The organism is Pseudomonas segetis (genome assembly GCF_900188155.1).
GTDB classification, from domain to species: domain Bacteria; phylum Pseudomonadota; class Gammaproteobacteria; order Pseudomonadales; family Pseudomonadaceae; genus Aquipseudomonas; species Aquipseudomonas segetis.
In genome coordinates this window covers 41667-56744 of sequence record NZ_FZOG01000009.1, presented here as the reverse complement: position 1 = coordinate 56744, position 15078 = coordinate 41667, and the positions used below count along the sequence as shown (strand labels likewise).

11 protein-coding genes are annotated in these 15078 nt (G+C 57.2%); 7 read left to right on the top strand and 4 right to left on the bottom strand.

The window, feature by feature from the left end; translation table 11 throughout:
- Positions 1–236: 236 nt before the first annotated feature.
- A complete protein-coding gene (locus CHB79_RS20700) occupies positions 237–1166 on the bottom strand; it encodes a hypothetical protein (RefSeq protein ID WP_089361287.1) in 930 nt (309 codons plus the stop codon).
- Between the two features lie 442 nt (positions 1167–1608).
- Here CHB79_RS20700 and CHB79_RS20695 point away from each other — a divergent pair, with 442 nt between their 5' ends.
- From CHB79_RS20695 to CHB79_RS20665, 7 genes are all read left to right on the top strand, one after another.
- Positions 1609–2526, top strand: coding sequence for a LysR family transcriptional regulator (locus CHB79_RS20695; protein WP_089361358.1), 918 nt, complete (start codon positions 1609–1611; stop codon positions 2524–2526).
- Positions 2527–3435 carry a LysR family transcriptional regulator gene (locus CHB79_RS20690; protein WP_089361286.1) on the top strand — a complete coding sequence of 303 codons (909 nt, stop codon included), beginning with the start codon at positions 2527–2529 and terminating at the stop codon, positions 3433–3435. It begins immediately after the preceding gene.
- 146 nt (positions 3436–3581) lie between these two features.
- The gene (locus CHB79_RS20685) at positions 3582–4202 is read left to right on the top strand and encodes a glutathione S-transferase (RefSeq protein ID WP_089361285.1); all 621 of its coding nucleotides are present in this window, start codon (positions 3582–3584) and stop codon (positions 4200–4202) included.
- Between the two features lie 48 nt (positions 4203–4250).
- On the top strand, positions 4251–6305 hold the full coding sequence (locus CHB79_RS20680) for a 2Fe-2S iron-sulfur cluster-binding protein (RefSeq protein ID WP_089361284.1): 2055 nt from the start codon (positions 4251–4253) through the stop codon (positions 6303–6305).
- 41 nt (positions 6306–6346) lie between these two features.
- The gene (locus tag CHB79_RS20675; protein WP_010485413.1) at positions 6347–6823 is read left to right on the top strand and encodes a nuclear transport factor 2 family protein; all 477 of its coding nucleotides are present in this window, start codon (positions 6347–6349) and stop codon (positions 6821–6823) included.
- Positions 6824–6989: 166 nt separating this feature from the next.
- Complete coding sequence (locus CHB79_RS20670) at positions 6990–7568, top strand: lecithin retinol acyltransferase family protein (protein ID WP_010485411.1); 579 nt, start codon at positions 6990–6992, stop codon at positions 7566–7568.
- A gap of 278 nt (positions 7569–7846) precedes the next feature.
- Entirely contained in the window at positions 7847–8230 is a 384-nt protein-coding gene (locus CHB79_RS20665) for a hypothetical protein (protein WP_089361283.1), read from the top strand.
- A gap of 44 nt (positions 8231–8274) precedes the next feature.
- Here CHB79_RS20665 and CHB79_RS20660 read toward each other — a convergent pair whose 3' ends face one another.
- The 3 genes from CHB79_RS20660 to CHB79_RS20650 all read right to left on the bottom strand — a co-directional run bounded on the left by CHB79_RS20660 (position 8275) and on the right by CHB79_RS20650 (position 15035).
- Positions 8275–9024, bottom strand: a complete 750-nt coding sequence (locus CHB79_RS20660; protein ID WP_089361282.1) for an SDR family NAD(P)-dependent oxidoreductase — start codon at positions 9022–9024, stop codon at positions 8275–8277.
- Positions 8978–9451: a MerR family transcriptional regulator gene (locus CHB79_RS20655; protein ID WP_176443236.1), complete on the bottom strand. Its 474-nt coding sequence runs from the start codon at positions 9449–9451 to the stop codon at positions 8978–8980. Before CHB79_RS20655 ends, CHB79_RS20660 begins: the two co-directional genes overlap by 47 nt.
- Positions 9452–9536: 85 nt before the next feature.
- Positions 9537–15035 (bottom strand): trifunctional serine/threonine-protein kinase/ATP-binding protein/sensor histidine kinase, encoded by a 5499-nt coding sequence (locus CHB79_RS20650; protein WP_089361357.1) that lies wholly within the window; start codon positions 15033–15035, stop codon positions 9537–9539.
- Positions 15036–15078 lie beyond the last annotated feature (43 nt).

The window sequence follows — 15078 nt, the reverse complement described above, 5'->3', positions numbered from 1 at the left end:
GAATATTCAAAGGTCATGTCACGACCGACAAGCGAGCCGGGAATATTTATCAAGGCCAGTTCAACTTCTGCCCCTGTTATACAAACAGGGGCATTTAATAACGACAGCCCTGCCCAACCCCTACTTGGTTTAGTTAAAAGACAAATATCGCCAGCAAGATAATAATCGGAATTGGTACACCGAGAAAAAACAGCAATATAGAACGCATAACAACCTCCGGGTATCAATGTTCAGGATCAGGCGTCGCGTTGACGACCACCCAATGTGGCGGAAAAACTCGCAACGAAAGCGCCAACCAACAATGAAATAAACAACCAAATCGCTGCATAGGCGGATGTCTTACGCGCTTGATCAGCGGTTTGGCGTGCCTGGGTCTGGGCTTCGTCCACAGCGCTCTTGATTCGGGTAAAGGTTGCAGTGACTCGCTGTTCGGCCTCTGGTTGATTGAGCCCTGTGCGCCTGGCAACTAGTTGACCCAGGTATTGTGTATCCTCGGCTGGCAGTGAACCTGTGTGTATCGCATTCATGAAAATGCGCGTGACCTCAGCAATAGGTGCAGGTCGTTCCTGGGCCGGGGCCAATCCACTTTGCGCATTGGCAGGCGCATTTACAGTGCGGCGAAACAGGCTGTCCAATGCGTACCTCATGCCAGCGCCTGCATTATCAGTGTTGGCCACAGCTGCGCCGGCCTTCGCCGCAGAGGAAGCAACGCCTTGGGCAACCGAGGCGCCCACCTTCGCCCCGCCACTGGCGATGCCACCCAGCACAGAGCCCAGCAGCAACGCAGTCGCAAGTGTCGCAATGGACCATGCAAGAAAACCATGTGCCGTGTCGCGGAAATAGACTTCGTCGGCATGGACATCAGTCCACTTGGCCCTGAGCCGCCCTGCCAGGTAGCCGCCCAAACCGGCGGCTACCAGCTGGGTGAAGGTGATCCAGGCGATAGTCGAGACGCCAAGAGTCTTGATGCTGGCGCCATCGTTGGCCCAGGGCGAGACAAACGAAAACCCCAATCCCGTACCCAGAACCAGCAATAACAGCGACAACGCCGCCGCGCCAGCAGCACCCGCCAATATCGCCCCCCATGAAACTGCACGGGGTGAAAGTTGAGTCATACTCAAGGCGATTGAATCCGGTAACGCAAGTTGTTCGTTTATTGTTTTCATCGTCCATCTCTCATATAAAGCGCACGCTAATGCAGCCAACTAACACTTCATGAGGTGCGACACTTAGTCATGCGACTTGCACCTGTGCAGGAGCAAGGCACATGCCATGTTTATACGAACTATGAATCGCAAGACTAATCAACTAGTTAGCAAGCCAACACGACCAAGCAACGGCTTGCATTGTGCATGATGACTTTTAATGACCGTGCAACTTGCACGACCATCTTGCTGGCCGATGGCGTCATCAAAACCAGCAGACTGTCCTGGTACTTGCCAACACTCTGTTTGCAACGGGCATTCTTGGTAGGCTCTGCTTGAATACCAAGGCGAGCTTTATGACCAACCGTGCTGCAGAGCCGCCTCCTTATGGCGAGTGATACCTGTCCTGCCGGCAAGGACTGGGCTATGAAGGACTTAACCTAATTTATAGTTGGCGGTGATTGTGGACAGGTTTCAAGAGATGAAGGTGCTGCTGGCCGTGGCTGAGGCAGAAAGCTTCGCCGGTGGGGCCAAGCTGATGGCTATGTCGCCACCGAGTGTCACGCGTGTGATTGCCGGGCTTGAAAACCGCCTGGGCACGCTGTTATTGGCGCGAAGTACACGCAGCTTGCGCCTGACCGAAGCTGGGCGGCGCTATGTCGATGATTGCAAACGCATCCTGCTCGAACTTGACGAAGCGGAAGAACTGGCAGCAGGCAGCAGTAACCGGGCGCGAGGCGACTTGGCCGTGACCGCATCTGTAATGTTCGGCGAACTGTATCTGATCCCGCTGGTCAACGCCTATCTGGAGCAACATCCTCAGGTCACCATCAACGCCCTGTTGGTTGATCGTCTGGTAAACATGGTTGAGGAAGGCATAGATGTCGCCATCCGCATCGGTCAATTACCGGACACCAGCCTCCGGGCGGTGAAGGTCGGCCAAATCCGTCCCGTCGTCTGCGCCGCGCCTGATTTTCTAGATCGGGTGGGCAGGCCAACATTGCCCAAGGACGTGCTAAGCATGCCGATTGTCATGTCCTCGGCTAGCAATCTGCTGACCGCCTGGCACTTCAAGACCGGGAAAAGTGACTTGACCTTACACCCCAAGGCCCGCCTGGTAGTCAGTTCTAATCAGGCGGCGATCAATGCCGCGCGCATGGGGGGAGGCCTGACGCGGGTGCTTTCTTACCAAGTTGCCGAATGGGTGACCAGGGGCGAGCTGGAAATTGTCCTTCAAGAGTTCGAAACAACTGCCTTGCCGGTACATATTGTTTATCAAGACAGTGGCCGACTACCCGCCAAGGTACGAACCTTCGTCGACTATTGCACACGCCAGTTTCTTGCCGACCCGAGTCTGCAACCAGCGATACGGGACCTGTAAATGGGCCGTTATCGAGAGATCCAGACATTCGATGCCGTGGCGATGACTGGCAGTCTGGCTGGCGCTGCACGGCACCTGCAAGTGTCATGCGCCACTGTCATGCGAACGATCAGCGCCTTGGAAACACGTCTGAATAATACCCTGCTGCTCCGTGGCCCCCGGGGTGTCACCCTGAGCCCGACAGGCAAAGAGTTCGCCCACAGCTGTCGACATATATTGCGCCAGACAGTTGCGGCCGAGCACTCTGCTGTGGGTCTGCACGCACGCCCGTCCGGACAGTTGACTGTCGCATTGCCACTGCTGATGGCGTCGCAAATATTCATGCCGGTTGCCCTGGCCTACCTGGAAGCCTTTGCCGATGTGCGACTGCTTACCCTAACCCGTGAAGCTGTACCCAAACTCCTTGAGGAAGGTATCGATATCGCCCTGGTCGTAAGCCAACTGCCGGACTCTTCTGGCTTCGCCATGCCGATTGGCAAGGTAAAGCCAATCATCTGTGGCGCGCCCGGCTACCTCGCAAAATGGGGAAAGCCACAAACGCCTGTCGACCTCAAGAACCACCGGACGATTGTCACGACAGCCCAAGGTTGCGAATCCGAATGGCGCTTTTGCAACGCGGGTTCCTACCGGCAGGCAAAGCTCGCACCGGTGCTCAGATGCACGACCCAGCGCGCGGCCATTCGCGCGGCGAGCCTCGGGCTCGGGCTGGTTCGCTGCATGAGCTACGAGGTCCACGATGAAGTACGCAACGGATTATTAATACCGGTTCTGACTGACTTCTCCAGCCCAGCTGTACCCGCACAACTACTCTATCGCAATGGCCGACGTGCCGACGCACGCGTGCGCACCTTTATCGATTTCGCAACGCCGCTGCTGCGTGCCCATCCGGCGCTTCTTGAATCAAGCTGACTCTTTCAAAAAACGAAATTATGCATTGTCTGTGACGGGGCTTCTGCTCAGCCAAGCCTGGGCGCAGTATCCCCAACCAGCGCATTAACCTCCTATTGGGTTTGCCTTAGCGCTGATTTCCCCAAATCAACTGAGGAGTCAAAATCATGCCCACTGATGCCATAAAGCTCTATCGCCACCCGTTGTCCGGCCACTCCCATCGCGTTGAGCTACTGCTCTCCCTGCTACAACTACCTACCGACTTGGTCTTTGTCGACCTTGCCAACGGCGCGCACAAAAAAGCCGAGTTCCTGGCCATCAACCCCTTCGGCCAGGTTCCGGTTATTGACGACAAAGGCACTGTTATCAGTGACTCCAACTCGATACTGGTCTATCTCGCGCAAAAATACGGTAGCGGTAACTGGAAAATCGAAGACCCGCTGACCGCCGCACATATCCAGCGCTGGCTTTCGGTGGCCGCAGGTCAAGTTGCGTTTGGCCCTGCCGCCGCGCGGTTGATCACGGTATTCGGCGCGTCATTCAATGCGGATGAAGTCATCGGCCGCTCCCACGCCTTGCTTAAGGTGATGGACAACGAACTAAACGAGCGCTCGTTCCTGGTCGGCGACCAGCCCACCATTGCCGATGTAGCCAATTACAGCTACATAGCCCATGCCCCGGAGGGCAACGTCTCTCTTGAAAATGTGCGGGCTTGGCTTGCGCGCATTGAAGCGCTTCCCGGATTCGTGCCGATGCAACGTACCGCTGTAGGCCTACAAGCAAGCTAAGTCCGGATCAGGCTGCTGTTAAGGCCGCCAATTCAAGGAGTGCTCCGCATGGAACACCTTCCCAAGCACCGTCGATCACCTTGGCATGCCGGTGAGAAAATACTCCAAGACCTGTTCAACGCCTCTGATCGAATGGAGGCGGTTGGACAAAAGGTCATTCGTCCCTATATGCCCGACCAACACCGCGAGTTCTTCCAGCAATTGCCCTTTATGGTGGTTGGCAGCCTGGACACAGAAATGCGGCCTTGGGCTACCTTTCTGGAAGGACCCGAAGGTTTCGTCAGCTCACCTGACCCGGAACACCTGGCCCTGGCTGTACAGCCCGACAGCCAGGACCCAGCCACCGCCGGAATGCAGGCAGGACAGCCCATAGGCATGCTGGGTATCGAACTGCACACTCGGCGACGCAACCGCGTCAATGGGATTATCCAGCAGGCCACGGCAAATCGACTTGAGGTTGCGGTCGAGCACTCCTTCGGCAACTGTCCCAAGTATATTCAGCAAAGGTCCTATACACGCTTACCCGATCCACCGGGCAAGGGCCCACGGCTCGACGCCTCGGTGCTGGACGAACAAACCAGCAAAATGATTCGCGATGCCGACACCTTTTTCATTGCCAGCTACTTTACCCATGAAGACCACAGCTGTTCAGTTGACGTATCCCACCGCGGTGGGCGCGCCGGTTTCGTCAAGGTCGAAGGCAACCGACTGAGCATTCCTGACTACGCTGGGAACCTGCACTTCAATACCCTTGGCAACTTGCAGGCCAACGGATTGGCCGGGCTGTTGTTCGTCGATTTCACAAACGGGGACATGCTGCAACTTACCGGGCGGGCAGAACTGATACTCGACAGTCCGACAATCAAGGCATTCGAGGGCGCCGAGCGGATCTGGACCTTTGATGCAGAGCGAGTCGTCCTGCGCCCCAAGGCCTTGTCGATTCGCTGGACATTTGATGACTATGCCCCGACCAGCCTGATGACTGGAACCTGGGAGCAGGCTGACGAGCGCGTGCGCCAGAACGAATTACGCCGACAGTGGCATCAATGGCGAGTGACGGGAGTCCACCAAGAGAGCAAAGACATTCGCTCGCTGTACCTTGAACCGCTGGACGGCGCACAGGTTGCCTTCTCCCCTGGCCAGCACTTGCCGATGCGCATCCCCGGGGCAGACCAGGATGCGCTCGTACGTACCTATAGCCTGTCCAGCGCACCCTCAGACGGACACGTCCGCATTAGTGTCAAGCTGCAAGGCAAGGCATCGCAATTTCTTCACCACCAAGTGAAGGTTGGCGACCTGCTCGAAGTTCGCACGCCGCTGGGCAACTTTACCCTCTGTGACGGGACAGCAAGGCCAGTGGTCCTGATTGGGGCGGGAGTGGGCATCACACCACTGATTTCCATGGCCAGAGAGCTGGTTGTGCAAAATCAACTGCAGCAAACCGAGCGTCCCGTTCATCTATTCCAAAGCGCCAGAGGCCTTGAGGACCTGCCGTTTCAGGCGGAACTCAAAGACCTGCAACAACGCTCTGCCGGACGACTGCATATCCACCGGGCATTGAGTAACCCCGGCCCAGACACGGTGTTGGACCAGCACTACCAAGTGGCCGGCCGTCTCGGATTTGCTCAGATCAAGGCTCGGTTACCGCTGGATGACTATGATTTTTATCTGTGCGGCCCGGCAGGTTTTATCCAGGATATTTACGACGCTCTGCGTGGCATCAATATTCCAGACCGGCGCATTCACGCCGAAGCCTTCGGCCCCTCGGCCCTTCGCCGGTTTGAAGTAGAACAATCATCGGTGCTGGAGCAACCGCCTGCTGCAAGCACGCCGGTCCCTGTCTATTTTTCATCCTCCGCCACCCAGGCACGCTGGAAGCCAGATAGCGGCAGTCTGTTGGAGTTGGCGGAAAGCCGGGGGCTCAGCCCTGAGTTCAGTTGTCGTGGTGGCTCTTGCGGCACCTGCAGCACGCGCTTGATCAGCGGCCAGGTGCATTACCCCAATCCACCCGCGCAATTGCCAGATGACAATACTGTGCTGATCTGCTGCGCCATACCTGCACAAGCAGCAGAAGGGACTTTGCCCTTGGTTCTTGACCTTTAAGCAACGCGTCACAACCCGCCAACCAAACAGGAGCAATCGTCATGTCCACCTCAGAAATTCGCCAGCCAGTTCCTCCCTTCACCCGGGAAACAGCCATCCTCAAAGTGCGACTTGCAGAAGACGGTTGGAACAGCCGCGATGCGGCTAAGGTCGCACTCGCCTACACCCCGGATACCAAGTGGCGAAACCGTGCTGAATTTGCCAACAGCCGCGCCGAAGCGGAAGCCTTTCTGCAGCGCAAATGGAGCAAGGAGCTGGACTACCGCTTGATCAAGGAACTGTGGGCATTTACCGATAACCGAATCGCCGTGCGTTATGCCTACGAGTGGCATGATGACTCCGGCAACTGGTTCCGCTCCTATGGCAATGAGAACTGGGAGTTTGCTGAAAACGGCCTCATGGCACATCGGTTTGCATGTATCAATGACCTGCCCATCAAGGAATCCGACAGAAAATTTCGCTGGCCGCTGGGCCGTCGTCCGGATGACCACCCAGGTCTCTCCGACCTGGGCTTGTAAGCTCAATAAGGTTCGCCAGCACCTGGAGTCCGGAGAGGTACAACTGACTCGATACCAAGGTATAAAAACCGCATATTGATGAATGAGCTGAACTAAGCCCGAGTGCAAATGAAAACCCACAGCCCCGGCGATAGATTAATCGCCAGGGGTTGTGGAGGATTTCATCGTGGGTAAGCTAAGCGCTGATGTGCTGGACACCATGACAGAGCTTCGCTCGAAAATGCTGGTCTGCCTGAGACTGAGCACTGCCAGCGTTGCCAGCCAGCTCAACCGGATCATGCCCAAGGCTCACTCGACAGAAGATCTAGCCAGGCTGCAGTTCAATGTTGTCAGCATCGGCCCGGATATGGACAGCCTGTCTCCAGGCGCACACCTGATCAGCCCGCGTCGTTTTTATATGCATCATGGTATCTACCTGGGCAACGGCACCATTGCCCACTACTCAGGATTTGGCAGCTCGTTCAAAGCAGGCCCGATTGAGATCACCAACATGCAACGCTTTGCCCATGGGAAACCCGTCTGGCGACTCGAAGAGCCGCGTAGATTTTCCAATGACCAAGTCGTCAATCGCGCCCGGTCGAGAGTCGGCGAGAACCAATACAAACTGCTTACCAATAACTGCGAACACTTCTGCAGTTGGTGTATCAACGGCCAAAACCACAGCGCGCAAATCAATGCCTACCTGCATTGCCCAGCCCACTTGCTGTGTTTGATTTCAGCGCTTGATCCCTGCCTTACGGCCTAGCGATTCGACGGCGTATTCAGCCTAGCAACAACCATGCACCCTACGCACGGCAAGAAACCTGTGTGGTCAGACTTCCCGTTGAACCTCATCCTGGTCAGTGAGCCGACTTGGCCTGGAAAATAAAGGGGCAATAGCGCCTGATCGATGCCAAGTCATGAGTATTTTTACCAATAAAGACTATTGATCATATCGACTGGCCTGCATCTGCGCCCTGTTCAAGAATCTGTCCCAAGGCAGCAATGCCCTCCGTCAGTAAACAGGCTAAGAGGACAGCTAAAATGACAATGTCAAACGCTGTGGCAAAACTCCAGATCACACGCAGCGCCGCAGCTCTGGTGCTGGCAGCACTGGCAAGCTTGGCAGGTTGCGCACAGAACGCCGATACCCGACTCAGTTGGGAACGGCGTAATACCCTGCAAGACATGAATCGTTTTGCCTACCTCGATTGCGTCAGCAAACGGGCAAACTCAAGTACCAGCACCATCACATTCGACCAGACCTCCGGGCAGTTGCTTGTCGGCAGCAATGACCCGCAGAAGGCCAGTGGAAGGGTCGATGTTAGCGAGCATAATGGCAACCTGCAGTTTAGCGTCTACCAAGCCCACGCCTGGCAGACCAAGGGGGATCTGGTCAACGCGGCAACAACTTGCGCCCGTAGCTAGCCCTGGCTATAGCGCCCCCGATTCGGTGGGCGCTCATCTGCTGGCTAGATCTGGCCCAGGCCACCGTCTGCACAAAGATCAATACCGGTGACGAAACTGCTCTCGGAGCTAGCCAGAAACAACGCAGCAGCAGCCAATTCCTCGGGCCGCCCAAGGCGTCCCAGCGGGATCATCGCTGCAACACTATTCTCGAAAGCCTCAAGGTTCTCTGGCGCGATCCCCATCTTGCCGATGATCGGGGTCTTGACCGGTCCCGGGCTCAGGCAGTTGACCCGGATACCCCGGTGTTTCAAGTCATGGGCCCAACTACGGGCAAAGGAGCGCACTGCAGCTTTGGCCGCCGCATACACGCAATGGCCATCAATCGCCTTGAAATGCGCGATGGAGGACACCAATACAATGGAGCCGCCGTCGTTCAGCAGCGGCAAGGCTTTTTGCGTGGTCAGAAACAGCCCGCGGACATTGATATCGAACTGGCTATCGAATTGCTCCAGGGTCACGCTCTCAAAAGGGGCCGGATGGATGACACCTGCATTGGCCACCACGATATCGATGCGGCCATGCAACTGGCCAACTTGCTGGTAGAGACGCTCAATATCATCGGCAGAGCTGACGTCCGCGCACACTGCCGTGGCCTGCGAACCCATGAGCGCCACGGCGTCATTGAGTACCGATTCGCTGCGCCCGGAAATCACCACCCTGGCGCCTTCCTCGACAAACCTCTGGGCGATGGCCAAACCAATGCCGCTACCGCCGCCGGTAATCACTGCTACTTTGTTGTTCAACTTGCCCATCACTGACTCCGTTAATACCTTGGTATTCGAGATCAAGCCCATCATTGGCTTGCTCATCGGTGTGCGTGGGGGCATCTGGATCGGTGTAAACTCGAAGGCGTTCGAACAGGCGCTGGCGACGCTCGGATAGCTGTGCAATCAGGCTATCCAGGGCGCCCAGCTTCTCCATGTGTTGCTGCAGGCACTGACGGAAATGCTCCGAACCAGGCTCACTGTCCTCAAGGTAAGCCAGCAGCCCATGTATTTGCCGCGTGCTGAAGCCACAGTCGATTAGCTCGCGAACCCACAAGACCCTCTCTACGGTCGCATGACCATATTCACGGTAACCATTTTCCTGCCGGGTCGACTCAATCAGCGCCTGCGCTTCATAGTGACGCAAGGCCCGATGGCTCACACCAGTCCGCTTTGCCAGTTGTCCAATTCGCATGATGCCCTCCACCAAGGCACTCTAAAACCCTGACGCTAGTGTCAGGGTCAAGCGCTAAATTCAGGAAAAATACCAAGCTCAGGTGCTACTGCGCGGGCGCACTCGAAGCCGCTGGCAAGGTAAATTGAACAACAGCCCCGCGCGGCAAATTGGCACTCGCCCACAAACGCCCGCCATGGGCATCGATGATCGAGCGACAGATCGATAACCCCATTCCCAGGCCGGTCGGCTTGGTCGTGTAGAAGGGCGCAAACACATGTTCGGCGTTTTCCTCGGCAAAGCCAGGGCCGGAATCGCGGACAATCACCAGCAGGTTGCCGCCATCATCTCGACCAGTACTGATGTGCAACTCCTTGGCCCCGTTGGCAACCTCGCTCATGGCCTCAAGCGCATTGATTATCAGGTTGAGCAGCACTTGCTGGAGTTCGACCAGGTCGCCGTCGACCAGTGGCAGGCCACGGCTGAGTTGCGCCTGCACCAAGGCACCGCTTTTGTTGGCTTGCCCCCGGGTGAACTCGATCATTTCATGAACCGCGACATTGATATCGACCAAGGTCTTCTGCGGCGCTTCCTTCTTGATCAAGCCACGAATCCGGCTGAGCACTTCAGCAGCCCTGTTGGCATCGTTGATTATGCGCCCCAACACCTGCTCGACCTCGCCCAGTTCGGGCGGCTCGAAGCGCAGCCAGCGCAATGCCGTCTCGGCGTTGGTGACTGTCGCCGCTATGGGTTGATTGACTTCATGGGCAATCGAGGCTGCAAGCTGGCCCATGGTTGCCACGCGATTGGCATGTGCCAGCTCAGCCTGAACTTCACGGTATCGGAGCTCGCCTTCGCTGGCCTTTTTCTCCGCCAGCTTACGCTCGGTCAGATCAAGCACAAAGGCGACGCCCTCATTGCGGCTTGCCTCAAAAGAAGCCAGACCGAGAATAACCGACAACAGGCTGCCATCCTTGCGAATGTACTGCTTCTCGAAGGGCTGGACATGCCCGGTACTTATGGCTTTTGCCAGGGCGTTTTCACTCTCTGCCCGCGACTCAGGAGGAGTCAGGTCGCGCCAGCCTATGTTGCCTGAGACAAGCTCTTGGCGCTCATAGCCCACCATGCGCAGAAAGGCATCATTGGCCTCAATGATTTCACCATCGGTGTTCCACACGATAATACCGATGATATTGGCGTCCACCAGTCGCCGTATCTTGGCTTCACGCTGTTCGACACCACGATAGAGCCGGGCGTTATCCAGGGAGATAGCCGCTTGGGAGGCCAGCAGCTTGAGTACCGCGATACGCGCGGGACTGAAGACCTCCGCGGCGAGGTTGTTTTCCAGGTAGAGCGCACCAATAAGCTTGGCCTGGTTCATCAACGGCAAACACAGAATCGAACGGGCACGGTGCTCGCGAATATAGGTGTCACCGGCAAACTGCAACTCGGCGACTGCATCATTGAGACACAGGTATTGGCCGGTACGCAGCACCTGATTAAGGATAGAGCCCGGCAAGAGCGATGCACTCACCGGCACATCGCGCAGCATCATCTGCGTGGCATCCTGGCTGGTTGTCGCTTCCGCCGCGATCCGCAGCTCACCATCGTTCGACAGGATCAGCACGCCACGCTCCGCGCCAGCTTGCTCAATCGCCGTACGCATGACCATGTCGATCAGTTTTTCCAGCACCAACTCACCGGATGCCGCCTGCGCGACCTTGAGTACAGTCGCCAGATCGAGGTGTTCAACCGCCGCGGCAATGGTGGTGGTTGGCCCGGGCGCCGGTATATCTGGGCGCAGGTAGGCGTATTTGGCTTCGAGCTGGCGGACCTTGCCATCGGCCCCCCAGCGCAAATAGGCATAGCGTGCGTCCTGCATATATACGCGAGCAACTTTTTGCAGCCCGCGCCCAGCATAGAATCGCGCAGCAAGCTCGTTGGCCACGGCCTCGACATGGACAAACGAGGCTTTCTGCGCCAGATCTATGGCGTACTCATAGAGTTGTTCGGCATCGACCACACGCTCCTGGCAGCGGGCGATTTCAGCATCCACCAGGGCAACCTGGCTGGCAAAGTTTTCAGGGCATTGTTGCGCCCAGGTCCGCAGCTGCAAATGATGCCCGACCATGTCAGCCAGATACTGCTCGCGAACATCGCCAGACGCGTGCTCAAAAGCTGCCGCCATCGCCAGCGCCGCATAGAAATAGTATTCAGCTTCCTCATAAAAGGAGGACGCAACCCAGAGCAACGGCTGTGCCTTCGCCGCCGATGCCAGGGCTGCATCGTTTTCTTCAGCCAGATAAAGCGCCTGTAGCTTGCGTATCCAGTACCAGCAGGTTGCAAGCGCTAGATCTGGATTGGCACACAGGTGGGCCTCGGTTTCGCGTTCACTGAATTGCTCACTGTCGAAATAACCAAAGTTCGGCGTCAAGCCACGAAGCATCCGCACCAACGCCAGTTGAGTGCTGATAAAGTCAGTGACCAGGCCAAACCTCACTTTCGTGGCATAGGCAAGGCCACGCTCAGCCTCGCCCTGCACATCAGACAAGCGCTCGCCAGAAAAAATAAGGTCGGAGTTCAGTGCATTACCGGCGTAAGCCCCATAAGCCAGGTCACCGACACGATTGGCCGCCACAAACGCACGTTGCAACAGTTCTCGACACTCTCGCACCGGTTTCATCCAACGTGCGACAAAGATCGAAAAACACAGATAGGTGCTCGCCTCGAAACGCTTTAGTCCGCGTTTCTCGACCAGCTCGCAGCCCAGCTCGCCAAAGCGCAGGCCGGCCTGGTAATCACCGAACCGTCGCCCCGCCACCCGGCCGACATTGGCGTAGAGCACGCAAGAGGCATCGCAGTTGCCACGTTCAAGGCTAAGGCTGACCGCCTTGCAAATCGTCAGGCTGGCCAGGTTCGCGTCGCTCTGCAAGGCAGGCGCAAACAGCTTGCCCAGTACGTCCAGGGTCACCAAAGACGCGGCATCTTGCATCAGCGGCAGATCAATCAACGACTCGATGCTCCGGTCGCCAAGACGCAGCCAGATCTGATCGTATTCGCGACGCACCTCGTCGTCATGGGGATGGGCCGACCAATCGATGTCGACATGACGCAGGTAGTCGAGACTGGCCGCAACCGCACGGTCGCTACGGTCAAGCAGCAAATGGACATCCATCTGCAGGCAGGTGATCTGGCCGCGCTCCACCGTTGTAGAGGCCTGGTCCATCAGCGCTGCCAGGCGTTGGTCCGCCGCAATCAACTGCCCTGTCAGAAATTCGCATTCGGCGCGATTTAGCTCAAGCGCAAAGCTCAGCTCATGCTGGCGCGTCCAGCGGTCCGCTGCGAGCAATTCAATACCGGCAGCAAGATAGGCAAGTGCCGACGCATAGGCGGTCGATGCCTTGGCACGCAAGGCGGCGAGCAGGTTGAACGCCGCCAGTTGTTCTCGCTCAGGTTGGTCATCGATCAAAGCAGCGCCGCGATTGAGCTGCCCGACGATCTCGAAGATCGACTCCTCTTGTTGGCCCGGCAGCATCTGGGCCGCGAGCAACCGGCCGATTCGCAAGTGTGCCTCGGCACGCTGGGGGGCGGCGAGCAAGGAATATGCGGCTTCATGAATTCTATCGTGAGCAAAGTTGTAGCCCTCAGCCGTACGCTCGACCATCTCTTGTCGCACCGCTTCCCACAGCACCCGCTGCACCTGTTCCGGCGAACGGTTCAGGGCCATCGCCAGTACAGCTGTCTCGGCCACGTTACCGAGGCAGGCCAGTTGTTGCAGCGCCTGCTGTGTCGAAAGCGGCAGGCGCGTCAACTTGTTGACCATCAGATCAACAACATTGTCTGTATAGCCCTTGGCATGGATGCGCTCAGGCGCCCACTGCCAAGACCCAAGGCGATAATTGAAGCTGAGCAATTCACCCTCGACCAATGCCTGCAGGAACTGGATCACAAAGAAGGGATTGCCAGCGGTTTTCTCATGTATCAACTGGGCCAAGGTATCGATCTGTTCCGGCAGGCAATGCAGAGCTTCAGAGACTAATTGCTGGACATGCCCGGTCGTCAAAGGCATCAGCCTGATTTCATCAATTCTGACACCAGCATTGCCTATGGCTTGCAGCTTGGTGGTCAGCGGGTGGATGGCATCAATTTCGTTGTCCCGGTAGGCGCCAATCAGCAACAGGTGACGCAAGTCCGATTGCACCAACAGGCTTTCGAGCAGATCGAGGGTGGCAATATCCAGCCACTGCAGGTCATCGAGGAACAGAGCCAGGGGATGCTCGGGCTGGGCAAACACGCCGATAAAGCGCTGGAACACCAGCATGAACCGGCGCTGCGCCTGCTGCGGCTCAAGTTCGGGAACCGCGGCGGGTTCACCAATAATCAGTTTCAACTCAGGGATCAGGTCGGTCATAAGCCGCGCATTGGGCTCCAGCGCCCCAAGCAACCTGACACGCCAGCTTGCAAGGTCGGCCGCGGTCTTGCCCAACAAGGCGCGCACCAGTCCCTGGAATGCCTGAACCAGAGTGGAATAAGGGATATCGCGCTTGTACTGGTCAAACTTGCCGGAGGCAAAAAGTCCACGCGGAGGCACCAGCACCTTGTGCAACTCATTGACCACCGATGACTTGCCAATTCCCGAATATCCGGAAACCAGCACCAGCTCGGGAACACCCTTGCTTACAACCCGGGCAAAGGCACTCACCAGGGTCTCGACCTCCTGCTCGCGCCCGTAGAGTTTTTCAGCAATCAGCAAGCGATCTGAGGTGCCGTGCTCGTCCAGGGGAAATTCATTGATGCTCCGCTGGCTCTGCCATTCGGACAAACAGCGACGAAGATCCTGCTCGACACCGGCGACGGTTTGATAGCGCTCCTCGGCGGTCTTGGCCAACAGTTTCATGACGATCGAAGAGAGCGCAGACGGAACAGTTTCGACTCGAACACTGGGCGCCAAGGGCTTTTTAGCGATGTGGCAGTGCACCCACTCCATGGCATCGACTGCGGTAAAGGGCAGCGAACCGGTAAGCATCTGGTAGAGGATGACGCCGAAGGCATACAGGTCGCTGCGTGAGTCTATCGAGCGATTCATCCGTCCGGTTTGCTCGGGAGCCATATAGGCGAGTGTACCGGCGATGGTTTCAAGCGGTTCCGGGGCCTGTTTTTCCCGGGGTATTCGCGATGCAAGGCCAAACCCGGTAAGGCGCGCCTGGCCGTCATCGCAGTTGACCAGTATGTGCGCTGGCTTGAGATCCTTGTGCACCAATGTGCGCTGGTGCAGCCTGCCAAGTACCTCGGCGATGGCAATGGAAAGGCGCAGGAACTCACCGATGTCCATGGGCGCGACCAGCAGCCGCGAGAGCGGCTCGCCACCGGGGTCATGCAGTATCAATGTGGTCTGGCCGCCATCGCGAACCAGTTCGACTGGCTTGAGCGCCCAGGCCTCGTCCAGTTCATCCTTGAGGCTGAACTCGTGAATAAGCCGATCAAGGCACGCAGGCGCTGGTTGCTCGGCAGTCGGACGCATCGTCAGGATGCTGTAACGCCCAAGCGGTCCCTCACGCCACTCGCGACAAAATGTACGCTCGCCGTCGTTAAACAATACTTGCAGTCTGTTATCCATCAACATCGGACCATTGGTAGACGTTTACCTG